Source organism: Domibacillus sp. 8LH (assembly GCF_038806185.1).
Taxonomy (GTDB): Bacteria; Bacillota; Bacilli; order Bacillales; family Domibacillaceae; genus Domibacillus; species Domibacillus indicus_A.
Map to the genome: position 1 here is coordinate 599458 of NZ_JAVJNG010000001.1, position 23539 is coordinate 622996.

The 23539-nt window shown below is 43.9% G+C and carries 23 protein-coding genes and 1 other annotated feature; of the genes, 7 read left to right on the forward strand and 16 right to left on the reverse strand.

Going from position 1 to position 23539, the window contains the following annotated elements; genetic code table 11:
- Window positions 1-2: 2 nt before the first annotated feature.
- On the reverse strand, window positions 3-1205 hold the full coding sequence (locus RG959_RS03130; RefSeq protein ID WP_342795896.1) for an argininosuccinate synthase: 1203 nt from the start codon (window positions 1203-1205) through the stop codon (window positions 3-5).
- 233 nt (window positions 1206-1438) lie between these two features.
- On the opposite strand from RG959_RS03130, the gene RG959_RS03135 reads away from it, so the two are divergent.
- Complete coding sequence (locus RG959_RS03135) at window positions 1439-1768, forward strand: hypothetical protein (protein WP_342795897.1); 330 nt, start codon at window positions 1439-1441, stop codon at window positions 1766-1768.
- Here the strand turns inward: RG959_RS03135 and RG959_RS03140 are convergent.
- The 7 genes from RG959_RS03140 to ezrA all read right to left on the reverse strand — a co-directional run bounded on the left by RG959_RS03140 (window position 1765) and on the right by ezrA (window position 9340).
- Window positions 1765-2589, reverse strand: a complete 825-nt coding sequence (locus RG959_RS03140) for an EcsC family protein (protein ID WP_342795898.1) — start codon at window positions 2587-2589, stop codon at window positions 1765-1767. The genes RG959_RS03135 and RG959_RS03140 overlap by 4 nt on opposite strands.
- A 5-nt stretch (window positions 2590-2594) precedes the next feature.
- Window positions 2595-3587: a class I SAM-dependent methyltransferase gene (locus RG959_RS03145; protein WP_342795899.1), complete on the reverse strand. Its 993-nt coding sequence runs from the start codon at window positions 3585-3587 to the stop codon at window positions 2595-2597.
- Between the two features lie 83 nt (window positions 3588-3670).
- Entirely contained in the window at window positions 3671-4171 is a 501-nt protein-coding gene (gene tpx, locus RG959_RS03150) for a thiol peroxidase (protein ID WP_342795900.1), read from the reverse strand.
- A 74-nt stretch (window positions 4172-4245) separates the two neighbouring features.
- Window positions 4246-5151, reverse strand: coding sequence for an EamA family transporter RarD (gene rarD, locus RG959_RS03155; protein ID WP_342795901.1), 906 nt, complete (start codon window positions 5149-5151; stop codon window positions 4246-4248).
- Window positions 5152-5220: 69 nt separating this feature from the next.
- Entirely contained in the window at window positions 5221-6417 is a 1197-nt protein-coding gene (gene thiI, locus RG959_RS03160; RefSeq protein WP_342795902.1) for a tRNA uracil 4-sulfurtransferase ThiI, read from the reverse strand.
- Entirely contained in the window at window positions 6414-7556 is a 1143-nt protein-coding gene (locus tag RG959_RS03165) for a cysteine desulfurase family protein (protein WP_342795903.1), read from the reverse strand. The genes thiI and RG959_RS03165 overlap by 4 nt, the downstream gene beginning before the upstream one ends.
- Before the next feature lie 89 nt (window positions 7557-7645).
- Complete coding sequence (gene ezrA / locus RG959_RS03170) at window positions 7646-9340, reverse strand: septation ring formation regulator EzrA (RefSeq protein ID WP_342795904.1); 1695 nt, start codon at window positions 9338-9340, stop codon at window positions 7646-7648.
- A gap of 207 nt (window positions 9341-9547) precedes the next feature.
- Between ezrA and hisJ the strand changes: the two genes are divergently transcribed.
- From hisJ to rpsD, 3 genes are all read left to right on the forward strand, one after another.
- Window positions 9548-10363, forward strand: coding sequence for a histidinol-phosphatase HisJ (gene hisJ / locus RG959_RS03175; RefSeq protein WP_342795905.1), 816 nt, complete (start codon window positions 9548-9550; stop codon window positions 10361-10363).
- A 2-nt stretch (window positions 10364-10365) separates the two neighbouring features.
- A complete protein-coding gene (locus RG959_RS03180) occupies window positions 10366-10851 on the forward strand; it encodes a GAF domain-containing protein (RefSeq protein WP_342795906.1) in 486 nt (161 codons plus the stop codon).
- 239 nt (window positions 10852-11090) lie between these two features.
- The gene (rpsD, locus tag RG959_RS03185; RefSeq protein ID WP_342795907.1) at window positions 11091-11693 is read left to right on the forward strand and encodes a 30S ribosomal protein S4; all 603 of its coding nucleotides are present in this window, start codon (window positions 11091-11093) and stop codon (window positions 11691-11693) included.
- A gap of 78 nt (window positions 11694-11771) precedes the next feature.
- Here rpsD and RG959_RS03190 read toward each other — a convergent pair whose 3' ends face one another.
- The 3 genes from RG959_RS03190 to acsA all read right to left on the reverse strand — a co-directional run bounded on the left by RG959_RS03190 (window position 11772) and on the right by acsA (window position 16515).
- Window positions 11772-12986 (reverse strand): ATP-binding protein, encoded by a 1215-nt coding sequence (locus tag RG959_RS03190; RefSeq protein ID WP_342795908.1) that lies wholly within the window; start codon window positions 12984-12986, stop codon window positions 11772-11774.
- A 162-nt stretch (window positions 12987-13148) separates the two neighbouring features.
- A complete protein-coding gene (gene tyrS / locus RG959_RS03195) occupies window positions 13149-14408 on the reverse strand; it encodes a tyrosine--tRNA ligase (protein ID WP_342795909.1) in 1260 nt (419 codons plus the stop codon).
- Between the two features lie 43 nt (window positions 14409-14451).
- Window positions 14452-14665 (reverse strand) — a binding site (T-box leader).
- A gap of 131 nt (window positions 14666-14796) precedes the next feature.
- Window positions 14797-16515, reverse strand: a complete 1719-nt coding sequence (acsA, locus tag RG959_RS03200; RefSeq protein ID WP_342795910.1) for an acetate--CoA ligase — start codon at window positions 16513-16515, stop codon at window positions 14797-14799.
- Window positions 16516-16701: 186 nt separating this feature from the next.
- Between acsA and RG959_RS03205 the strand changes: the two genes are divergently transcribed.
- The 3 genes from RG959_RS03205 to RG959_RS03215 are packed head-to-tail and all read left to right on the forward strand — an operon-like array spanning window position 16702 to window position 19156.
- The gene (locus tag RG959_RS03205; RefSeq protein WP_342795911.1) at window positions 16702-17334 is read left to right on the forward strand and encodes a GNAT family N-acetyltransferase; all 633 of its coding nucleotides are present in this window, start codon (window positions 16702-16704) and stop codon (window positions 17332-17334) included.
- A gap of 17 nt (window positions 17335-17351) precedes the next feature.
- Complete coding sequence (locus RG959_RS03210) at window positions 17352-17999, forward strand: acetoin utilization AcuB family protein (protein ID WP_342795912.1); 648 nt, start codon at window positions 17352-17354, stop codon at window positions 17997-17999.
- Window positions 17996-19156 carry an acetoin utilization protein AcuC gene (locus tag RG959_RS03215; RefSeq protein ID WP_342795913.1) on the forward strand — a complete coding sequence of 387 codons (1161 nt, stop codon included), beginning with the start codon at window positions 17996-17998 and terminating at the stop codon, window positions 19154-19156. The genes RG959_RS03210 and RG959_RS03215 overlap by 4 nt, the downstream gene beginning before the upstream one ends.
- 62 nt (window positions 19157-19218) lie before the next feature.
- Here the strand turns inward: RG959_RS03215 and ccpA are convergent, their stop codons facing one another.
- From ccpA to RG959_RS03240, 5 genes are all read right to left on the reverse strand, one after another.
- The gene (gene ccpA / locus RG959_RS03220; RefSeq protein WP_342795914.1) at window positions 19219-20217 is read right to left on the reverse strand and encodes a catabolite control protein A; all 999 of its coding nucleotides are present in this window, start codon (window positions 20215-20217) and stop codon (window positions 19219-19221) included.
- Window positions 20218-20295: 78 nt separating this feature from the next.
- On the reverse strand, window positions 20296-21372 hold the full coding sequence (locus RG959_RS03225) for a bifunctional 3-deoxy-7-phosphoheptulonate synthase/chorismate mutase (RefSeq protein ID WP_342795915.1): 1077 nt from the start codon (window positions 21370-21372) through the stop codon (window positions 20296-20298).
- A gap of 203 nt (window positions 21373-21575) precedes the next feature.
- On the reverse strand, window positions 21576-21896 hold the full coding sequence (gene ytxJ, locus RG959_RS03230) for a bacillithiol system redox-active protein YtxJ (RefSeq protein ID WP_342795916.1): 321 nt from the start codon (window positions 21894-21896) through the stop codon (window positions 21576-21578).
- 221 nt (window positions 21897-22117) lie between these two features.
- Complete coding sequence (locus RG959_RS03235; RefSeq protein WP_342795917.1) at window positions 22118-22921, reverse strand: YtxH domain-containing protein; 804 nt, start codon at window positions 22919-22921, stop codon at window positions 22118-22120.
- Window positions 22922-22972: 51 nt separating this feature from the next.
- Window positions 22973-23461: a DUF948 domain-containing protein gene (locus RG959_RS03240; RefSeq protein ID WP_251269681.1), complete on the reverse strand. Its 489-nt coding sequence runs from the start codon at window positions 23459-23461 to the stop codon at window positions 22973-22975.
- Window positions 23462-23539: the final 78 nt, after the last annotated feature.

Genomic DNA, 23539 nt, shown 5'->3' on the forward strand with positions numbered 1-23539 from the left:
GATTACTTAAGCCCCTTCTCTTTATGAACCCGCGAGCTCACAACCGTTGGAAGACCATATAAGTTGATGAAACCAACTGCAGACGCATGGTCAAACGCATCGTCTTTCGAGTATGTTGCAAGGCTTTCGTCATACAATGAATACGGCGATTTTCTTCCTTCTACAATTGCATGGCCTTTAAACAATTTTACACGAACTGTGCCTGTTACATATTTCTGTGTATCTTTTAAAAACGCAACAAGCGATTCACGAATTGGGTTAAACCAAAGACCGTCATAAATAATTTCCGTTAAACGTTTTTCAATGACTGGTTTAAAGTGAGCCAATTCTTTTACAAGTGTAATATCTTCAAGCTCTTTATGCGCAGTGATCAATGTCGTCGCACCTGGAGTCTCGTATACTTCACGCGATTTAATGCCGATCAAGCGGTTTTCAATATGGTCAATACGGCCGATACCGTGCTTGCCTGCCACTTCATTTAAGTGAAGAATGAGTTCTGCCAGCTCCATTTTTTCACCATTCACAGATGTTGGAACCCCTTCTTCAAAATCAATTTCAATGATATCCGGCGTGTCCGGCGTATCTTCTAAGTGAGCAGTTAAGTCGTATGCATCAAGCGGCGGTGCTGCCCAAGGATCTTCAAGAGCGCCACACTCATTAGCACGTCCCCATAAGTTTTGGTCAATTGAGAACGGGCTTTCTTTACCGATTGGCACCGGCACGTTATGCTGTTTCGCATATTCGATTTCCTCTTCACGTGACCAAGCCCAGTCACGAACAGGCGCCAATACTTCAAGGTCTGGATTAAGAGCGCGGATCGCCACTTCAAAACGAACCTGGTCGTTTCCTTTTCCTGTGCATCCGTGCGCAACGGCTGTTGCATTTTCTTGTTCAGCGATTTCAACCAGCTTTTTTGAAATAAGCGGACGAGACAGCGCAGATACAACTGGATACTTGTTTTCGTACCATGTATGCCCCTGCAAAGCAACAAGCGCAAAATCTTCCGCGAATTCTTTTTTCGCATCGATCATGTAGCTTTCGACTGCACCAACCTGCAGGGCTTTGTTTTTAATAAATTCAAGATCTTTCCCTTCGCCGACATCCAAGCAAACCGCTACAACGTCGTATCCTTTTTCTTTCAGCCACGGAATTGCAACGGATGTATCAAGGCCACCCGAATATGCCAGAACTACTTTCTTACCCATCTATATTTCCTCCTCTTTCCTGCGAACAAAAGTATATTTATTCAACGAATCTTATTTTTATTCTTATATTATGTATAAAGAATATCATGTTCAGAGGGGCCTTTCAAGTGGTTTTCTCAAAAAAAAATACATTTTTTTGTGTATTTATGTAAAAATTCTGCATATTCAGCTCTTTTGCTATTTTACCTTTTTTCTTTTACTATGGAAGAAACCCGTTAAAAGCAGGTGACCAAATGTTTCAATATGATAAACGCCTGGGCATTCCTCTTCCTGCGCTTCAGCATGACTGGTTTTCTTATTCTGTGAATGAACGCCAGCAGATCACTCTCGAATGGGAAACGATCCGAGGAACCATCCCAGACCGCATCAGCGAACTTGAAGGGCAAATTAATAGGAAACAAGCCGCCTTAAATGAAGAAGAGAGCTTTGACCAATCGTGCCGGCTGAATACAGAGATCAGTGAGCTTGCTTCTATTATTAATGATTTATGGCTTTGGTTTAGAACATCTCCAGACGTAGATGAGGCAAAAAAACACATGCATAAAAAAGAACCGGTTTTTTAATTCCGGTTCTTTTTTTCATGCAAATAACGGTATTGATAGTATCGTTCCGCCAACACTGCTGTTTCGTTTACTGTCCGCCAGCTTGCTCCAATGCCAATGGCCATTGACAGGAGCGGAAGGCCGGACATTTTCTGGCGGCGAAATCCCCTGACAGCTGCCAGCTTGATGATATATTGCAGCGGCTCCCGCAGCATCGACTCATTGAAGGACCAGCGGCCGTCTATATAAGATGTTCCTTCTTCCACCTCCGTAATCAGCTGCGCCCATCCATCTACTTTTAAATGCTTCGGGAGCATGGCTGTATACAGTACGTGAAGGATAGTTTCTTTCTCAAACGATTCGTTCAAATCAAAACCATAGGACATCGCAGTTGCTTCAATAACATGCAGCTGAATAAGGGGCAGTGAAACCACATCGGCTGCCAGCGGCAAAAGTTTTCCCGTTCCCGTAAGAGCCCCCTGTGCAGCTGCAAGCAGGCGGCTGCGGGCTGTTTGCTGGCTGCTTATGTAATGAAGCTGATCAATGGGCAGGCGGCGCATATGTGCTAGCGTTTCGATTTCATCATCAAAAACCCGTGCTACAGCCAGCACTCGACTGCGTACTTCGTTTTGAAGCTGTGTTTTGTGCATAACCGCATAAATATTCTTTAAACCTTCATCCGCTTTTTCAGCGAGGAACGTCTGCGTCTCTTCCGGCAGGACAGCTGCGGCCTGGCTCGTAAAAGAATTCGCTTCTTCTACTGTGCTGTTTTGATCAGCTGCAAGCTGCTGTTCCCACGCCATTAACTCATCCCAGTAAGCCTGATCCCGTTTTGTCCACATATTGGTCATCCCTTCTGATAATCTGCAAACCACCGATCAATTTTTTGTACAATAGACGCTGTTGCCCTTTTATCCGTTAAAGACGGCATTGCTGCGAGCAATACTTCCTTCGGCTTTTTCACACCCGGTGCTTTTTTCCGGATCATCAAAATACTTTTTGCTGCATTTTTGTTTTTAAAAAGGGTTTGCGGCAGCTGGATCACACCTTCGATATACGCTTCTTCCGTTAAAAAAGCCTGCAGCTTTTTCGCTTCCGGCGATTCGAAAAGACCATTTGGAATAATAAAGAAAAGCTGGCCGCCCGGCTTGGTGTGATGTAAGCTCTGTTCAATAAACAAATGATGTGCATATGAATGGCCGCTGTCCGCTTTTAGCTTGTAAGAAGACGCCCGAGCATCATTTGGATAATAACCAACCGGCAGGTCGCATACAACAACATCAACTGGATCGATTAAAAGCGGCTCCAGCGCGTCCTGGTTATACAGCGTAATAGGGTGGTGCAGGAGGTTGGCTACCGCATATGCCAGCTTAAGCAGCACATCATCAAGGTCAACTCCGTACGCTTCCACCTTGCCGTCAAACTCATTTAACACAGTGGCCACGAGGTTTCCCGTTCCAATAGTTGGGTCAAGAAGGGTAAAAGAAGTGTTTTTTCCCATGCTTTTTCTTAATAAATAAGCGATAAACAAACCGATCGAGTCCGGTGTCATTTGATGATTGGGCTGCACATGCTCTTTCATGCCTTTTAAAATAGCGAGCTGAAACGCTTTGCGGATCGCTTCTTTTGAATAGCGGTCGAGCTGTGCGCTGCTGTAAAGCTTTTGCAGGCGTTTTTCATCCATCTCATTTAATTCTTCCTGGATAACATCCCCGTGAAAAAGATTTTCTGCCGTTTCACCGAGCGCTTCTAAATAGGGAATAGACAAAAGACGGCTTAGAAGAGCGGCCGATTCATCGAATACCCCAAATAAATTTTCTACTGTTAATTCCTGTGTCATAAAAAAACCTCACTTTCCTGTCGAAAAAAACAGCCGGCTCCGACAAAATGTCAAAGCCGGCTGCAAACCGAGCCTGTACTAAATTAGTTTGCTGCTTTTGCAGCTTCAATTGCTGCGGCGTAGTCTGGATGATCTGTTCCTTCTCCAACATACTCCACGTATGTAACAGTGTCGCTTGAATCGATTACAAAAACAGAACGAGCCAGAAGGCGAAGTTCCTGCATTCCAACACCGTACGCTTGTGCAAATGAAAAATCACGGTGATCTGATAATGTTTTCACATTTTCAAGACCGGCTGCTGCACACCAGCGTTTTTGAGCAAATGGAAGGTCAGCTGAAATGGTTAATACTTCAACGTTGTCCAATTTAGCTGCTTCTTCGTTAAAACGGCGTGTCTGCGCATCGCAAACACCTGTATCGATCGAAGGCACTACACTGATTAAACGCACTTTGCCTGCTGTGTCTGCAAGCGTGACTGGAGATAAGTCATTCGCCAAAACAGTAAAGTCCGGCGCTTTGTCTCCTACTTTTACTTCATCGCCAATCAATGTCATTGGATTGCCTTTAAATGTTACGTTTGCCATCTATAATTCCCTCCACATTCTGCATTATACATACATCATACTGAATCGACCAATGCCAATGCAATGAAAAAGAGTTAAATAACGGCTTTTTTCTTTTGAACCGTTTTTAATTGAGCAAATGTAAAAACAACGAGCGCACTCCAAATAAAAGAAAACGACAGCAGCTGGGATGGTGTAAAAGGCTCATGGTATAAAAACACACCGAGCAGCAGCGTCATTGTCGGAGCAATATACTGTAAAAAACCAATTAAATAAAGCGGTATTTTTTGGGCGCCGTGACCAAATAAAAGAAGGGGAACGGCCGTCAGTACGCCTCCTCCGATAAGCAGAAGATCCGTTTGTACACTGCCGGAAAACAATTGAAGGGTTCCGTTCGATGAAAGAAAAACCAAATATAAAACAGCGATCGGCGTCACAACAGCTGTCTCGATCGTCAATCCCACTGCAGCATCCATTCTGATCATTTTCTTAGCCAGTCCGTAAAGCGCAAACGAAACCGCCAGTGATATCGATACCCACGGAAAAGAGCCATAGGAAAAAGTCATAATGAGCACACCGCATGCCGCCAGAATAAAAGAAAGGATTTGTGCTTTTGAAAGAGCTTCTTTCAATACAAGAATACCAAGCAGCACACTCATAAGCGGATTGATATAATAGCCCATGCTTGTTTCAATAATATGGTTGTTGTTAACTGCCCAAATAAACACAAACCAGTTAATGCTGACTAAAACAGAAGCCGTTGCAAGTGCCGCCGCTTTCTTAGGGTGAGCGGTAATTTCTTTTAACACTTGTCCCAGCGGAGCAAGCTTTCTCATCAGAACAAGCAGCAAAATCATAAAAATAAATGACCATATCACGCGGTTAGCAAGTATTTCATAAGCGGATACACCGCTGACCAGCTTCCAGTAAATCGGAATCAAGCCCCATATTACATACGAACCGGCTGTATAGATCATGCCGGCTTTTCGTTCGTCCTGCATTTTTTCACCTCATTTATTTCTACACACGAAATATTTGTTAAAAGAAGCCGCGCTCACAGGCGCGGTGTTTTACAAAAGATCGTCCATTTCTTCTTCAATGTTTGGAAGCAACATTGTCTCGGTTGATTGAATCGCTTCTTCAATCAGCGGTTCAAAGTCTAAAAAGCTTTCAAAAAACTGGACTTTTTCCGTTTTCGGCTTTGTTTTTGGTGCAGCCGGCGTAAAAATCGTGCAGCAGTCTTCAAACGGAAGAATCGAAATGTCATGCGTACCGATTTTGCGGGCAATATTCATGATTTCGAGTTTGTCTACTGCAATGAGCGGCCGAAGAACTGGTGTGTTGGTTACATCATTGATCGCAGCCATGCTTTCCATCGTCTGGCTGGCTACCTGTCCAAGGCTCTCTCCTGTGACAATGGCCAGGGCGCCGGTCTGTTCACGAATGCGGTCAGCAATGCGCATCATAATCCGCCGTGTTGAGGTCATTGTGTAGTTTTCCGGCACCTGCTTGTGAATCGTTTCCTGAATCTTCGTGAACGGCACGATATGCAGACGGACATTGCCGCCATATGTTGTCAGTACGTTTGCCAAATCAATCACTTTTTGTTTAGCCCGGTCGCTTGTATAGGGAGGGCTGAAAAAATGAACTGCTTCGATTTCGACGCCGCGCTTCATCATCATGTAACCGGCAACCGGACTGTCAATTCCGCCGGATAAAAGAAGAACCGCTTTACCTGAAGCGCCCGCTGGCATGCCGCCTGCTCCAGGAATCGTTTCTGAAGATAAATAAACCCCTTCTTCTCTTACTTCGATCGTTAAGATGAAATCCGGATTTCGTACATCTACCGTTAATTGTTCCGTTTTTCGTAGAACAAAGCTGCCAATTTCATGATTCAGCTCATGCGTATCAAGCGGAAACTGTTTGTCTGCCCGGCGTGTATTGACTTTGAATGAAGCCGGTTTGCCATCCATTGCTTTTTCAACCAGCGCCAGTGCTGCTTCTTTTATGTCATCAATATTCTGCGCTGTTTTCATTACCGGGCTGAAGGATTGAATGCCCGACACATGGACAAGCGCATCCTTTACTTTGTCAAAAGATGCTCCATTTAAATAAAGAAACATCCGATCCCGCTGCGCTTCTACACCAATTCGATCATCTTTTAACAAACGTTTAATGTTGGTTTTCATTTTATTTGTAAATTTACTCCGGTTCCGCCCTTTTGTGGACATTTCACCGTACCGGATCAATACGCGGTCATAATTCATGTTCGTTCATTCCTTTTTTTTGCGAGCGTTGGAACGACCCGGTCCAACGCTTCGATAAATTGTTCAGCTTCCTTCATCGTATTGCGGGATGACAAGCTGATGCGAATTGCCGAAGCCGCAAGTTCGCTGCTGATGCCCATCGCCTGAAGCACCCGGCTTGGCTTTGCGAGCTTCGAAGAACAGGCGCTGGTCGTTGAAACAATCACTTCTTCCTGTTCAAGTGCATGTACAAGAACTTCCCCCTTTAAATCAGGAAAAGATAAACTTAAAACATGTGGAGCAGACTGAGCAATCGGAGTATGAATGTTTACCCATGGACGTTTTCCCAGTTCATGATACAGCCATTCGGTGATGTGCCGCACCGGTTCCATATCCGACTCAAACGCCATACGAACGGCTTTTGCCAGTGAAGCCGCTCCAGCCGTATGCTCTGTGCCGCTTCGGAAGCCACTTTCCTGCCCGCCGCCCGAAAGCAAAGGAGCAAGGTGAATACCGTGCTTTTTAAATAAAAAGCCTGTGCCATTTAATCCATGCAGCTTATGACCGGATACAGACATCAGGTGAACACCCCAATCCTCCAGATTAAGCGGCACTTTGCCAAATCCCTGAACAGCATCTACATGAAATAGTGTTTGCGGATGCTGCTGGATGATACGGCCGATCTCTTGGATGAGCTGCACTGCACCCGTTTCATTGTTCACGTGCATAACAGAAACCAAAATCGTTTCATCTGTTATCGCCTGCTCAATATCCGCCGGCGTCACAACCCCGTTTGCTGACGGCTTTACGTACGTCACTCGAAATCCATCCTGTTCAAGATCGCGGCATGCCTCAAAAACAGAAGGATGCTCAATTTGAGTCGTGACGATGTGCCGTCCCCTGCCCTTGTAGAACTGTGCCGTACCTTTGATCGCCAGGTTATTGGATTCTGTACCGCCCGATGTAAAAATAATTTCGGACGCTGACACTCCACATAGCGAAGCCACTTGAGTACGCGCTTTTTGAAGAAATCGTTCTGCCTCCATGCCTGCATGATGAAGGGAAGACGGATTGGCGAAGAAACGCTTGCTTGCTTTTATAAATGTCTCGAGCACCGAATCATCGGGCATCGTTGTCGCACTGTTGTCAAAATAGATCATAGGCGCTGCTCCTCATTTTTTTTACCTATCCATGTTAGCATATTGAGTCAAAAAAAGCCGCCTCTTTTTCTCGAGGCGGCTCTGCATTATCATTGTTCTTGTTTGTACTGGGCATCAAACTTTTTGAGCCCTTTGGAATCCACTTTGTCAATCGCTGTCGCGCACAGTTCCAATGCTTTACTGTAATCTGCCTGGCGAAAAGCGAGCTCGGCTTCATTCAGTTTAGGTCCCACAGCAGGATGCGTGCGGCGGTACCGGTTGCCAAACTGAATCATTCGTTCTGCCAGTGCCACTTGGTCAATCAGCTCGTCTGTTTTATTAGCAAGATGATCAATCGAGGCACTTGCTGTATCCAGCTGTTCCCGCACTGCTTTCATATTTAACGGTTTTTCATTCAAGTGTGTATTCGTCTGCTGAATACGCACACGCGCATCTTCACTCATTTCCCGGTAATAATCTGGGATATCCGGTAGATTGCTTTGCTTTACTTTCCGCATAATCTGCTGAAGCTGGTTTCTGAGTCCGTGCAGTTCCTCTGCCGCCTCTACCTCGTCTTTTCGAAGCGTTTGAAGGAAAGCAGCAAAGCCCTGCTGCTCTTTTTTCATTTCGGCGATACGGGCCTGGATTTCTTTTAATTCATCATGAAGGAACGAATAAGCCGTTTTTTCTTCTTGAATACGCCCGTGTAAAATTTCATATTGTTTCTCAAGATGGTAAATTTCCTCTTTTAGCCGTTTCGGCACATCGGATTCTTCTCCGCTGAGCTGATAGCTTTGTTTCACGAGATCGGTTTCTTCGAGCAGCTCCTCGTTCTGGTCACTGATCCCGGCAATAGCCGTGCCCGTTTCACCTTCATCTTTTAACACTTGATGCTTCGCCATAACTTCTTTCTCAAGCAGATCATAGAAAAATTCGATACTGTCTCTGGCATCGGACACAATAAGCTCTGTTTCTCCTACTTCTGTTTTCAAAAGAAGATCGCGTCCGCGGCTCAGCTCTTCTTTTAAAGCAGCTGTTTCTTTTTCAATCTGTAAATGATCGAGCAGATAGCCGTCCTGCTTCATTTCCTTATAGCCATGCTCGATTTCCGATAATTGAGCCGGAAGCGTATGGTTTACCTCTGTCATTAAAACAGGAATGCGCGACATCTTATGCTCCATCGCATCCATTTCCGCTTGAATTTCCATTAACAGCTCCCGCGCTTCAAGATAGTTGCCTTCTTCTGTTAAATCGGCGAACTTTTCAAAACGGCCTGCAAGCACCTCAAGCTGCACCTCAAGCACGGATGCCGCTTTGCCAAAAGTGTGACGATGAGCAAGCAGCCTTTTTTTCGCTTCACGCTGGCGTGTGTGCATGTCTTCACCTTCGGACCGGTTTTTTTCCTCACTTCCAACCAGCTGATCGAGTTCCGATAAAATATTATTTACTTTTTTTTCAATTTGATGGAGGCGGTTTTCAATCTCATTATTTGTTTTTTTGGCGGCGCCAAATCGAAATTTATCCGTCTGCTCTTCTGAAAGAAAAAGCTTTTCATCCACAGCTGGAAGATCGATGGTTACGACCTCATCCCATTCGGTGCGCCATCTATCAAACAGAGCCTCTGTCTGCCCTGTCATATTAAGTCTTTTTACTTTAGCCAGCTCTTCATGAACCGGCCGGTGAAGCAGTTCTGTTTTCTTCATATCCAGCCGATCGATTTCAGCCCTGTTTTTTTTCTTATTCATCATTGTATAGATGAAAAAAACAAGTACGACAATGATCGCTCCAATGACAAATTCCACCATCATAAGCCCCCTCGTAACCACGATAAATAGTATGTATAGAAAGAAAACGCCTCATTGCGTCCTTTCAGTCAATTGCGTATAATTTCACTATCATTAATAATAGCATGATTGTCCACATTTTTAATGGGAACTTACGTTTTTTTAAGCGGGTTTTCACAAAAAAATGTCAAAATAAGTGCTTTTTAAAAGAAAAAGGAGTTTTTTCGCATGCTTAGAGATGGACATATTCATACACGATACTGCCCGCACGGCTCAACCGATTCATTAGATCAGTATATTGAGCGTGCACTTGAGCTTGGCTTTTCAGAAATTACGTTTACAGAACACGCACCGCTGCCGGACCACTTTATAGACCCTGCACCAAACCGGGACAGTTCTATGCGAAAAAGCGACCTTGAACAGTATTTAAAAGAAGTGGAAAACGCGAAAAAGCAATATGCCTCTTCTCTTACCATCCATACCGGTCTGGAAGTAGATTTCATCACAGGTTTCGAAGAAGAAACCACTCAATTTCTAACAGAATACGGTCCCTTTTTAGATGATGCGATTTTATCCGTTCATTTTCTTCCGTTGAACGAACGATTTGTCTGCGTCGACTTCAGTGAAGAAGAATTTGGACGAATCATAAAAGAAGCCGGATCGATTGAATTTGTCTATGAATTATACTATGATACCGTATTGAAGTCTGTACAAGCAAATCTCGGGCCTTTTAAGCCAACCCGAATTGGACATATTACGCTTGCGCGTAAATTTCAGCTCCTGTATCCGTGCACAACATCGTTCGAGCCGCATATAAACCGCTTGCTGCAGGCCATTAAACAGGCCAATTATTCGCTTGATTATAACGGGGCCGGTTTTGTTAAACCGCTTTGCGGTGAAACATATCCTCCTCTTGATATTGCCCGTACCGCTCATTCGCTCGGTATTCCGCTCGTTTACGGATCCGATGCTCACGCGGCTGCCGGTATTGGTCAGGGTTTAGAGCAAATTGACCGTACTATTATAATAGAAGGAAGTGTTTAAACATGTTTCAAACCGCCGCTTACTCTGGAACAAAACCAGAACAATATTCACTTGTAAATAAGCAGTTAGAAGCACTGCTGACAGGAGAAACGAATACGATTGCCAATTTAGCCAATGCGTCGGCTCTTCTTGGCCAATTTCTTCCCCGAATTAACTGGGTTGGGTTTTACGTACTTGATGAAAACAAAAACGGACTCGTACTTGGGCCTTTCCAGGGACTTCCTGCCTGCGTCCGTATTCCGTTCGGCAAAGGTGTATGCGGAACTGCTGCTGCTGAGCGAAAAACACTTCGTATTGAAGATGTACATGCATTTCCGGGACACATCGCCTGTGACGCCGCATCACGGTCTGAAATTGTCGTTCCCCTTATTAAAGATGGCGAGCTGCTGGGTGTGCTCGATATTGACAGCCCGGAAACAAACCGCTTTGACGAAGAGGATGAAAAAGGACTCGTTCAGTTTGCCGAAACACTCGTCCGCTTTTTATAAGAAAAGGTTGACACTATAACAGGCACGTTATATACTATTCTTTGTGTAAAATAAATGCAGCCTATGTGTTCGCTGTTTAGATGTCATTTTGTTTCTTTATCCGGTATCAATCTGGAAAAGGGGCATCGTGTAACCCGTTGCTGCAGGGCGATGGTGCATGAAAACAAAATGTGCTGGCAGTTATTCACACCGGTTTTTATTTTACAACAAAATAAAAACACAGAAGGAGGAGTCATTCAATGGCTCGTTACACAGGTCCAAGCTGGAAAATCTCCCGCCGTCTAGGCATTTCTCTTAGCGGTACAGGTAAAGAAATCGAAAAACGCCCTTACGCTCCAGGTCCACACGGCCCGAACCAGCGTAAAAAGATGTCTGAATACGGACAACAACTTCAAGAAAAACAAAAACTTCGTCACATGTACGGCGTGACTGAGCGTCAATTCCGTAACTTGTTTGACCGCGCTGGTAAACTAAAAGGCGTATACGGTGAAAACTTCATGATTCTTCTTGAATCACGTCTTGATAACCTTGTATACCGTTTAGGTCTTGCCCGCACTCGTCGTCAAGCTCGTCAGCTTGTTAACCATGGTCACATCACAGTTGATGGAAAACGCCTTGACATTCCATCATACCAAGTGAAAATCGGCCAAACAATCGGCGTTCGCGAAAAATCAAACAACTTTGCTATCATCAAAGAAGCAGTAGAAGTAAACAACTTCGTACCTGACTACTTGACGTTTGATGCTGATAAACTTGAAGGTACGTTCACTCGTCTTCCAGAGCGTTCTGAACTTCCAGCAGAAATCAACGAAGCGCTTATCGTAGAGTTCTACTCTCGTTAATTTTATCGCTTTATGGATTTACGCAAAACACCAGCTGTTATGTATATAACAGCTGGTGTTTTTTTATGCTCAATAGATTTACATCATCTCTTCATACAAAGGAAATTGAAGTGTTACCGTTGTTCCCTTTTCTTTTACACTTTGAAAACGTATGGTTCCTTTATATTTTTTTACGATATTGAAGCAAACCATTAAACCAAGACCGGTTCCTTTGCTTTTTAATGAATAAAAAGGAGTGCCCAGTGATTGAATTTCCGTTTCTGACATGCCCTTTCCATGATCGATAATGCTAATTTCCACGTTCTGTTTAACCCGTTTTGCCCGAACAAGTACAGAATGGCCATCTTCAGACGCTTCTATCGCGTTTTTAATGAGATTAATACATAATTGCTTGAATTCCATTTGATTGGCCGCAATAGTACACTCTTCCTCCGCTTCTAACTCAATCCGGTTTGCATGCAGCAGGCCATATGAATGGAGCAGGCCCACTACACTGCAGAGACTTTCTTTTATCTTTATTTTTTCCATACTCACTTCTTTGCTTGGCGCAGAAAGCGTTAAAAATTGAGAAATTACTTCCTCCGCGGTATTGAGCTCATCTATCATTAAAGCAAAGTGCTTTTTTGCTTCTTCATTGTATGAAGAGTCTTGTTCATACAGCTGCAAAAATCCTTTTACAACCGTTAGCGGATTTCTTATTTCATGTGCAACCGCAGCCGCTAATTGTCCGGCTGTTTTAATTCGCTCCGCCTGCTGAATTTGTTCATAATAAAGACGCTGTTTTTTAATTCGTAAGTAGGTCAGATAAAAAAGAAGGCACAAGATAATCTGGCTGCCGAAAAAGTTAATCATATTTCCGATTAGATCCTGCTTCATTAAAACATACAGCCCGCCTTTTTGAGTGATCATGACATAACTCATAATACTTGTAATAGCGGCCGTATTCATAAACAGCGTTAAATAAAAAAGCTTTGGATCAAAGAATAAAATGGAGATAGCCGGAATCAAACAAATGTAAATAAACGTAGACCACGTATCTGGATAAAGGAAGAAAATCGTATAAAAATACGCGATGGCTGCCAAAATAAGCACAGTTTTCATCATCCGGTTTTGAAAAGCAGGATACATGAAAAGGCACAAAGAAACCACGGCTACAAGAAGTGCATGCATCATAAAGATTGAATCCATTTGATGAAAATGAGGATTTCCCCATAACAACCCTGTAATCATGGCTGCTATCACAAATCCCATTCCAATATAATAGATTCTTTTTAAATTAAAATATGTGTTCATCTGATATAATTACTCCCTGACTTCATCACAAAATGGATTGACTCCTGTTTTTCTCTGCTCTTTATTTTACCATAAAACAGCAATCTCTATTTATCGATCGAAAAAGCAAAAAAACCGTCCCCTTTGCGTGACGGTTTTTTGAATGCATATGCACTTTATTAATTACTTGTACTGAATTAAAAAGTACTTCTTTTTCCCGCGGCGGATGACAGTGAATCGGCCGTCCATTTTGTCTTCTTCCGATAAAACATAAGCCGTGTCTGTCATTTTTTCACCGTTGATCGATACAGCGCCGTTTTGCACATCTTCACGCGCCTGGCGTTTTGATGGAGAAATTTTAGCGTCGACAAGCAGGTCAACAATGTTTGGAAGCTCTCCTTCTGCCGTGTAGCTTGGAACGTCTTTAAGCCCCTGCTCGATTTCATCAGCAGATAATGACTTAATGTCCCCGCTGAACAGCGCTTTTGTAATATTGATCGCTTGAGCCAACGCTTCTTCTCCATGAATGAGACGCGTCATTTCTTCTGCAAGCGCTTTTTGTGCTTTACGAAGGTGCGCTTCTTCTTTCATTGATGCTTCAAGTGCTTCGATTTCTTCTTTTGAAAGAAACGTGAAAATTTTCAAGTAGCGGATTGTATCAGCGTCCGCTGTGTTAATCCAAAACTGGTAAAACTCGTAAGGAGATGTTTTCTTCGGATCAAGCCATACTGCGCCGCTTTCCGTTTTTCCGAATTTTGTTCCGTCTGATTTCGTTACAAGCGGGATGGTAAAGCCGTATGCCTGCTCGCCTTCTGGGTTTAGTTTACGGATCATTTCAAGGCCGGTTGTAATATTGCCCCATTGATCACTGCCCCCAATTTGCATACGGCAGCCGTGATTTTTATGAAGATAGTAGAAATCCATCGCCTGTAAAATCGTATAAGCAAACTCTGTGAACGAAATGCCGCTCTCAAGCCGTGATGCGACTGTATCCTTGGCCAGCATGTAGTTCACACCAATATTTTTTCCGAAGTCACGCAGGAATGTCACTACATCCATAGACCCGATCCAGTCGTAGTTATTGACAAGAACAGCGCCATTTTCACCTTCTACTGAGAAGATTTTTTCCAGCTGAGCACGAAGGCCGTTCACATTTTTTTGCACCTGCTCCATCGTCTGCAGCGTACGCTCTTCTTTTTTACCGCTCGGGTCGCCAATTGTTCCCGTTGCTCCACCCACCAGCACAATAGGCTTATGGCCGTGCTGCTGAAAGCGGCGCAGTGTTAAAAATGGCAGCAAATGACCGATATGCATACTGTCTGCTGTAGGATCGACACCACAGTACAAAGCAATTTTTTCATCTTTCAGCATTTTTTCAATGCCTTCTTCGTCTGTCTGCTGGTAGACGATGCCCCGCCATTTTAAGTCTTCTAACAATTCCATATTATCCTCTCCTTTTTCAACAAAAAAACGCCCCTGCAATCAATGCAGGGACGCTGTTTACGCGCGGTACCACCCAGGCTTGAGAAAATCATTCTCCACTCTATACCGGTAACGACGGCAGACGTCAGCCGCTACTTATTGTTCACGGCGAAAGCTCCGGGAGGTAATTCATCTCACTGTTTGTGCTTTCTTCCACCAGCCGAAAGCTCTCTTTGTAACAGGGACAGCAGACTACTTATTCCGTTCATCGCTTTGTTTATTGAATATAACACACATTGTAGCCTGCACCACTTTGTTTGTCAAACGGAAATTGTCTATTGTTACGTGATGCTCCTGCTTCACTAAAAAAGCTGCTTCGCTTTTTTTGCGGAGCAGCCGTTCAAACTTGTTAGTCTTCCATCGTCGATAAGTCACCCGTTGGCAGATCAAGCTCCCATGCTTTCAAGACACGGCGCATAATTTTGCCCGAGCGTGTTTTCGGAAGCTTGTCACGAAACTCAATTTCACGTGGAGCAGCGTGAGCAGCAAGGCCTGTTTTAACAAATTGGCGGATTTCTTCTTTTAAGTCGTCCGATTGTTCATATCCGTCACGAAGCGCAATAAATGCTTTGATCACTTCGCCCCGGACCGGGTCTGGTTTTCCAATCACGCCTGCTTCGGCAATAGCTGGATGCTCGACAAGCTTGCTCTCTACTTCAAATGGGCCGACACGCTCACCAGCTGTCATAATGACGTCATCTACGCGGCCTTGGAACCAAAAATAACCGTCTTCGTCCATGTATGCGGAATCTCCGGATACATACCAGTCACCCGGCATAAAATAAGATTCGTATTTGGCTTCATTGTTCCAAATCGCCGCCATCATAGACGGCCAGCCTTTTTTAATCGCCAGATTGCCCATTCGGTTTGGCGGCAGCTCATTGCCCTGGTCATCTACAATCGCTGCTTTCAATCCAGGAATTGGTTTACCCATAGATCCCGGGCGAATATCCATTGACGGATAGTTACAAATCACTTGAGCCCCTGTTTCTGTCATCCACCATGTATCGTGAATGCGAAGGTCAAAAACTTTTTTACCCCAGCGTACAACTTCCGGATTTAATGGCTCTCCAACACTTAAAATATGGCGCAGGGACGACAGATCAAATTTTTTCACAACTTCGTCACCAGCGCCCATCAGCATGCGGAAAGCTGTTGGCGCACTGTACCAAACGCTTACTTTATACTCTTCAATCGTTCCATACCATGCCTCCGGACTGAAGCGTCCCCCAACAATGACGTTTGTAGAGCCTGTCAGCCATGGGCCGAAAATGCCATAAGCTGTACCTGTTACCCAGCCCGGGTCCGCTGTACACCAGTAAACGTCACTTTCCTGCAGGTCAAGCACCCACTTGGCTGTCTGATATTGCTGAATCATTGCATTATGTACGTGCAAAACCCCTTTAGGTTTTCCAGTCGAACCAGATGTGTAATGAAGCAGCATCCCATCTTGACGATCTACCCATTCAATCTCAAACTGGTCTGATGCTTCTTTCCACTTTTGCATAAAATCTATTTGCTTTTCGTCCTCTTCTACGCTGTCGGACACGATAAATACTTTTTCCAGCTTCGGCAGCTCATCCACTGGAACACGGCTTGCAAGCTCCGGCGTCGTAATAATCATGCGTGCCTCGCTGTCTTCCAGACGGTCCCGCACAGCCCCTTCCATAAATGCTTCAAACAACGGCCCCACAATAGCTCCTGCTTTAATTGCCCCTAATGCTGCGAAATAAAGCTCCGGTGAACGCGGCATAAAAATAAAGACACGATCTCCTTTTTGAAGATCTCCGTATTGCTTTAGTACATTGGCTGCTTTGTTTGTATTTGCTTTCATCTCTGCGAACGTGTATTGCTCACTGCGGCTGGCATCCCGGTAATAAAGCGCCACTTTTTCCCCTTTGCCAGACTCGGCATGACGGTCAATCGCTTCATATGCCGCATTTACTTTACCTGTCTGGGACCAGGAAAAAGCTTTCTCTGCTTCTTTCCAATCAAAAGAGGCATATGTTTGATCATAATCTGCTAAATTATAATTTCCCTGTACAGCTGATAGCGCTTCCAATTTCATAAACCGATTCCCCCTTTGTATGATGAATGCTCCCTTATTATATAACACATCCATATTTTTCACAATTTATACAAAATTAAAATTATGAAGATTGTAAGGATTCTATGAAAATTTAGTGAAAACGCTTTATTTATTGTTTATTTATGTATATGGTTAGGATAGAAGATTTATGAAGGCGGTGACCTAATGGAACATATCAAAACCTATTACTCAAAAGAATTACAAACACCCAGCGGGACACTGATTGTAGAAGGTCCTATTGAGCCGGAACAGCTTGCAGAGTACAAGTTCCATGAAGGACTGGTAGCATTTCGCCAGCCTGACCAGCAGCTTGAAGCTCTTATTGAAATTGCGGGTCTCCCCGAAGGGCGGATTATTATTGCAAGAAATGATCAAACGATCGTTGGGTATGTTACTTTTTTGTATCCCGACCCTCTAGAGCGGTGGTCAGAAGCAAAACTTGATAATCTTATAGAGCTTGGCGCGATTGAAGTAGCGCCGGATTACCGGGGAGCACGGGTCGGCCAAACGCTGCTGCACGTTGCTATGATGGATGACCAAATGGAGGACTATATTACCATTACAACCGAATATTATTGGCATTGGGATTTAAAAGGAACCGGTTTAAATGTGTGGGAATATCGTAAAATCATGGAGAAAATGATGGGTGCCGGCGGACTTGTATGGTACGCAACCGACGATCCAGAAATCAGCTCTCATCCTGCGAATTGTTTAATGGTCCGAATTGGTTCAAGAGTAGATCAGGAATCAATTCGAAAATTTGACCAGGTACGTTTTATGAACCGCTTTATGTATTAAGAAAGGAGGGCTGACCAGTGGTCCTTGAAGAAATTATGAAAGTCCATATACATACACTTACCCCTGACGATACGATCGGGGCCGCTCTTCAGCTTTGCCGTGACCATAAAATCCGCCATATCCCTATTTTGGATGCAGATCATACATTGGCCGGACTGGTGACTGATCGAGACATAAAAGACGCGACACCCTCCATTTTAAAACAAGAAAACGGCTCTGAACAATTAAACAAGCCGCTCAGCCTTATTATGAAAACAAATGTGATTACAGGACACCCGCTCGATTTTGTTGAAGATGCCGCTGCAACCTTTTATGAGCATCATATCAGCTGCCTGCCCGTTGTTCAAAACGGCAAAGTGATCGGGCTGGTGACAGAAACCGACGTTCTTCATACCTTTGTAGAGCTCACAGGTGTTAACCAGCCTGGTTCACGCGTCGAAGTTCGTGTGGAGAATAGGGCAGGAGTTTTATATGAGATTTTACATGTGATGCATCATCGGAGGGTAAATGTACAAAGTGTTCTTGTTTATCCGGACCGCACAGCTGCAACACATAAAGTGATTGTTTTACATATTCGAACGATGAATCCGGTCGGCGTCATCGACGATTTGAAAAAAGAAGGCCATGAGGTGCTTTGGCCAAACATGCCGGGGATTCGTTCATGAACCATGATGCCGTTTTTATTTATTCCGATCAATTACTGCGATATCGGTTTTCAGAACATCACCCCTTTAATCAGTTTCGCCTTACGCTGACCCTTGATTTGCTTCGTCACCTGAATGCATTGGACGTCAGCCAGATCATTGAACCTCGTATGGCAGATGATGAAGAGTTGACGCTTATTCATGACCGTGAGTATGTAGAAGCAGTAAAAAAAGCGGGACGCGGTGAATTGCCTGAATCAATCGGTGAAGGATTCGGACTTGGCACAGAAGATACACCGATGTTTAAAGACATGCACGAAGCAAGTACTTTTCTGGTCGGCGGCGCTTTGACCGCGGCTGACCAGGTGATGACCGGCCGGGCCAATCATGCCATTCATCTAGGGGGCGGCCTTCATCATGGATTTCGCGGAAAAGCGTCGGGGTTTTGCATTTATAACGACAGTGCCGTTGCAATCAAGTATTTGCAAAAAAAGTACAAAGCACGGGTTTTATATGTAGATACAGATGCCCACCACGGCGATGGTGTGCAGTGGGCTTTTTATGACGATCCGGATGTGGCAACGTATTCGATTCATGAAACAGGGCGTTACCTTTTCCCCGGAACAGGCAGTGTAACAGAGCGAGGACATGGACAAGGCTATGGTTATTCTTTTAATGTACCGCTCGATGCATTTACAGAAGATGAGTCCTGGCTCGCTTCCTATGAAACGACGCTGCGTGAAGTGACGCACTTTTTCAAGCCGGATGTGATTTTAACGCAAAACGGTGCGGACGCCCATTATTATGACCCGCTAACGCACTTGTCCGCTACGATTAACATTTACAAGCATATTCCAGCACTGGCCCATGAGCTCGCTCACGAATACTGTGATGGCCGCTGGATTGCGGTTGGCGGGGGCGGCTATGATATATGGCGTGTTGTTCCGCGCGCTTGGTCTCTACTATGGCTCGAGATGAGCGGACAGCAGCATCTTGCCGCAACATTTCCAGAGGGCTGGACGGCAAAGTGGCAGCCGAAAGCACCGCATCCCCTTCCCTCGTCCTGGACAGATCCGCCTGATATGTACCCTGCTATCCCACGAAAAAGCGAAATTACAGAAAAGAACCAGCTGACGGTGGACAAGCTTCTTTATCCGCTCCGTGATCAAAAAAAATAACCGGACAGGCACAGTTTTTTTACACTGTGCCTGCCCGGTTTTTATTGTTTATGCTGTTTTTCTTATGCTTTCGTTGAGCCGCGCTTTTCAATGCGGTGCGGCAGTACCACGACTGGGTTTTCTACTTCTTCCTTGTTCATCAGCTTTGTTAACAAACGCATTGCAACGGCACCAATATCATATAGCGGCTGCGCAACCGCTGTCAGTTGAGGACGCACCATTAAAGACAGCTTTGTTGAATCGAAGCTGACTACTTCAAGATCATCTGGAATAGACAGACCTGCTTCTTGAGCTGTGTGAACAACACCAAGAGCCATCTCGTCATTGTAAACAAATACAGCCGTTGGCTTTTCATCTGCTTCGCTTAGCTTCTCCCATGCTTCAATTCCAGAATCATATGTGTAATCGCCTTCTACAACAAGGGATTCATCGTAAAGACCCGCTTCTTCAAGCACCTCTTTGTATACCGCAAGCGCATACTCTGTGTTGATCACATCATGGAACGGGCTGGCTACGTAAGCAATACGCTTATGACCGTTTTCAATTAAAGACTGCATCACCTCACGAGCGGCCTCTTTGTAATCGATATTAACAGAAGCTGTTTTTCCGGATGTTTCAACAGATCCCGCCAGCACAATCGGTACTGGTGAACGGTCAAATTCTTTTACATGCTCTTCTGTAATGTGATTGCCCATAAAAATAAGGCCGTCTACTTGTTTGCCAAGCATCGTTTGAATTAAATGCATTTCTTTTTCTTCGTTTTGATCCGAGTTGCTTAAAATAATGTTGTACTTATACATAGTCGCAATATCTTCAATTCCGCGTGCAAGCTCTGCATAGAAAATATTTGAAATGTCAGGAATGATTAACCCGACAGTTGTTGTTTTTTTGCTCGCCAGCCCACGTGCAACCGCATTCGGACGATAGCCTAAACGCTCGATTACATCATTTACTTTCTTTCTTGTTGCCGGTTTCACATTCGGGTTTCCATTTACTACGCGCGATACTGTTGCCATCGACACGTTTGCCTCTCTTGCTACATCATAAATCGTAATATTCATCGGGTAATAGCTCCTTTTCGTTTCTTTCTCTCTATATTAACGAAAAAAGGCTCCTGTGCAAACACAGGAGCTCTAATTTTATGCTTTTACTGTTACAGATTTTAAAATCTCATCATAAAATTCATCAAATTGTTGCAAATTCATCTGCTGAGCTGCATCAGACAGGGCAACGGCCGGGTCCGGATGCACTTCTGCCATAATTCCGTCTGCCCCGATTGCGATACCTGCTTTTGCCGCTGGAAGAAGAAGATCACGGCGTCCAGTTGAATGCGTAACATCTACGAAAACAGGAAGATGCGTTTCTTGTTTTAAAATTGGCACCGCGGTAATGTCAAGCGTGTTTCGCGTAGCACGTTCATAAGTACGAATGCCCCGCTCGCAAAGAATGACTTGATCGTTTCCTTGGGCAAGAATATATTCTGCTGCATTAATAAATTCATCAATGGTAGCCGCTAAACCGCGTTTCAACAAGATAGGCTTTTTCACAGCCCCTGCTGCTTTTAAAAGCTCAAAATTCTGCATATTACGGGCACCGATCTGAATGACATCGATATATTCACAGGCTGTTTCAATATCAGCCGGATTGACAATTTCGCTGACAACAGCAAGGTCAAATTCATCTGCTACGCGCTTTAGAATTTTCAGCCCCTCTAAGCCAAGTCCCTGGAAATCATATGGAGACGTACGCGGCTTGTAGGCACCGCCACGGATCATTTTCAATCCTTTGCCTTTGATCGATTTTGCCACTTCTGCTACCTGCTCGTATGATTCAACCGCGCAAGGTCCAAAAACAAACGTAACATTGCCATCGCCTACTTTATGGCCCCGCACCGTCACAACAGTATCTTCCTGCTTTTTCTTTCTTGAAACAAGAAGCGCTTTTCGGTGATCATCTTCTTGAAGTTCAAGACCTGCTTTGAAAATTTCTTTGAAAATATGTTCAATAGTGGAACGTTCAAACGGTCCATCGTTTTTATCTAGTAAATTATTAAGCATCGAGCGTTCACGAACTGGATCATAACGGTTAACACCTTGTTTTTCTTTGATGCGCCCGATTTCTTGAACAAGTTCTGCCCGTTCGTTAATTAACTTTAGCAGCTGGACATTCATTTCATCCACTCTGCTTCTTAACTGTTCTAGTTCCTGATTGCTCACATGTCTCATCCTTCCACACTGATATAATCGAAATATTTCCTCAATTCAAAGCAAACAAGTGCCGTATTCAATTCTTAATTACATTTATTATAAATCAACCGTTTGGAAAAGTCACGATAATTTTACTTTATCACTAAAACGCTTTTAAGCATTAAAGTAAAAGAACTAAAAAAAAACCCAAACGAAATTCGTTTGGGTTTGACTTATAGAACGGAAGCAAGCTGGTCTTTTGTGATTTTCCAATGAGATTCATTCCACTCCGGTTTTCCATTTTTAAAATAAATCACCTGAGGAGATTCATGTCGAATATCCGTCACCTGAGCAATATGATTGGATAATTCCCGCGCTTCCTGGACCGCCAGGTAGACCCCCTGCTGACCAGAAGCAGGGTCTTTTATAAATGATTCGTATGCTTCGTATGCGGAAGCACTGATGGGACATGTGGTACTATGCTTTAGTAAAAAGAAAGGCTCGTTTCTTTCCAAAAGTTCTTCAAACTCCGCAATATACATAATCTTCTGCATCCTGACAGCTCCTTTTTCAAAATGAAAAGCCGGAACCAGTCCGGCTTTAAGCTGTTGACAAACGCCCGCTTTCGGCGTCACTTGCCAGCTGTGAATGCTCATGATCCCGAAAGGTCACTCCTCTTCTCAGCCGACAGCGTTCCAGGAAAGCCAGACGTTTTCAATCAGCCTGCTTTCTTACTTTGTCTACACTCTCAAACCGGAACAAGTCCGGCCTGTTCTTATTTGTTGTTAAACTTTTTATTTGAGTTGTTGTTATTTCTGTTGCTGTTGTTATTGTTGTTATTGTTGTTATTTAAACCGCCGTTTTTCTTTTTTTCATTAATACCTTTGTCAGCTGGGTCCACCCATCCGGCAGAAGTAGCATTCGTTGATGCTGTTGTGCTCGAAACCGTTGCTGTTGAGGTTGATGTATTGCTTGATGTATTGCTACTTGTTTGATTTGAATTATTTTTTGCTTTTTCTGCTTCGTCAAACGCCTTTTTTGTTTCATCAAGCTTTGTTTTAGCTGTATCAGCTGTTGTATCTACTTTATCTTTTACCGCTTCTGCTACGCTGTCTACAACCGATTTTGCATCTTCTTTTTTCTCATCCAGCGATGCCGAATCCAAATTCATTGTTCCAGTTCCTGAGTCAGCATTGTCAGATGACTTCATGGACTTTACTTTATCCATTAAAGCAGAAGATTTTTCCTGCACTGCGCTTGTTAAAGAAGATGTTTTATCTTTTGCCGTATCCGTTAAGCCGCTGGCACGCTCTTTTAAAGAGCCGGCCTGCGAATTTAAGCTGCTGCGCAGTTCTGTACCTGATTTAGGTGCAAGCACCAAAGCGGCCGCAGCACCAACAACTGCACCAAAGATAGCGCCTGTAACAAAGTCTTTCGTATTCATTGACTCTTCATAATCATAACGGTCTGTACTCAAATCAAAGCTGTCATATTGAGGCTGAGCCTGAATTGGATATTGAGGTGAATTAACCCCATTCTTTTTAATATTAAACTGATCATATGTGTTTTTAGTTCTCATGGGTAAACGCTCCTCTTCAAATTTAGTCGTTATGCTTTACTTTTTAGTCATTTATATGTCGTTGTTTTTGTAAGCTGGGGCTGGTAAAGCTTCCGTGCGCCCTGCTGGGGACGGGGAACCTGCTGTGGTTTTTTCGTCCTGTTTAAATTTGTCAACCAGCTGCTTTATAACATTTCCCCATTGCACAGCTTGAGAAATTTTGTATTGATTTTTTTCTACTTGGGATGCAACGGTTGTTGTCACCTTTTTCAATGAATGGTTCAAGTTATGAACAGATGAACCAACATCCTTTACAGCATAAACAACTGTATTAAGCTGCTCCGTTTTATGCTGAACATCCTCAGCCAGCGCATTCGTTTTATGTAACAGTTCAGCCGTTTCCGCTGTCACATTTTTTAATTGCCCTTCTAGGCGGTCAACTGTACGGGACAGCGTATCAAGCGTGTTATCGACGGATTTTAATGTTCTGGACAAATTAAGGACCAGAATTAAAAACGCGATAGCCGCAACTGCCGCACTCAAATAAAGAATAATTTCCACTCCGGGACACCTCCAACGTATGTTTATGTAATAAAATTACCCTGTGCCTATGATTATAAACACTAATTTTATTATTTC

Coding starts and splice junctions, on each gene's coding strand:
- thiI (WP_342795902.1), bottom strand. CDS start 6,417: ATGAATTATGACCGCGTATTGATCCGGTACGGTGAAATGTCCACAAAA.
- RG959_RS03145 (WP_342795899.1), bottom strand. CDS start 3,587: ATGACACAGGAATTAACAGTAGAAAATTTATTTGGGGTATTCGATGAA.
- RG959_RS03135 (WP_342795897.1), top strand. CDS start 1,439: ATGTTTCAATATGATAAACGCCTGGGCATTCCTCTTCCTGCGCTTCAG.
- ytxJ (WP_342795916.1), bottom strand. CDS start 21,896: ATGCAGAAGATTATGTATATTGCGGAGTTTGAAGAACTTTTGGAAAGA.
- rarD (WP_342795901.1), bottom strand. CDS start 5,151: ATGCAGGACGAACGAAAAGCCGGCATGATCTATACAGCCGGTTCGTAT.
- ccpA (WP_342795914.1), bottom strand. CDS start 20,217: ATGAATATTACGATTTATGATGTAGCAAGAGAGGCAAACGTGTCGATG.
- ezrA (WP_342795904.1), bottom strand. CDS start 9,340: ATGGTGGAATTTGTCATTGGAGCGATCATTGTCGTACTTGTTTTTTTC.
- RG959_RS03190 (WP_342795908.1), bottom strand. CDS start 12,986: ATGAACACATATTTTAATTTAAAAAGAATCTATTATATTGGAATGGGA.
- RG959_RS03165 (WP_342795903.1), bottom strand. CDS start 7,556: ATGATCTATTTTGACAACAGTGCGACAACGATGCCCGATGATTCGGTG.
- RG959_RS03180 (WP_342795906.1), top strand. CDS start 10,366: ATGTTTCAAACCGCCGCTTACTCTGGAACAAAACCAGAACAATATTCA.
- RG959_RS03205 (WP_342795911.1), top strand. CDS start 16,702: ATGGAACATATCAAAACCTATTACTCAAAAGAATTACAAACACCCAGC.
- hisJ (WP_342795905.1), top strand. CDS start 9,548: ATGCTTAGAGATGGACATATTCATACACGATACTGCCCGCACGGCTCA.
- acsA (WP_342795910.1), bottom strand. CDS start 16,515: ATGAAATTGGAAGCGCTATCAGCTGTACAGGGAAATTATAATTTAGCA.
- RG959_RS03215 (WP_342795913.1), top strand. CDS start 17,996: ATGAACCATGATGCCGTTTTTATTTATTCCGATCAATTACTGCGATAT.
- RG959_RS03130 (WP_342795896.1), bottom strand. CDS start 1,205: ATGGGTAAGAAAGTAGTTCTGGCATATTCGGGTGGCCTTGATACATCC.
- RG959_RS03235 (WP_342795917.1), bottom strand. CDS start 22,921: ATGAGAACTAAAAACACATATGATCAGTTTAATATTAAAAAGAATGGG.
- rpsD (WP_342795907.1), top strand. CDS start 11,091: ATGGCTCGTTACACAGGTCCAAGCTGGAAAATCTCCCGCCGTCTAGGC.
- RG959_RS03140 (WP_342795898.1), bottom strand. CDS start 2,589: ATGTGGACAAAACGGGATCAGGCTTACTGGGATGAGTTAATGGCGTGG.
- tyrS (WP_342795909.1), bottom strand. CDS start 14,408: ATGGAATTGTTAGAAGACTTAAAATGGCGGGGCATCGTCTACCAGCAG.
- tpx (WP_342795900.1), bottom strand. CDS start 4,171: ATGGCAAACGTAACATTTAAAGGCAATCCAATGACATTGATTGGCGAT.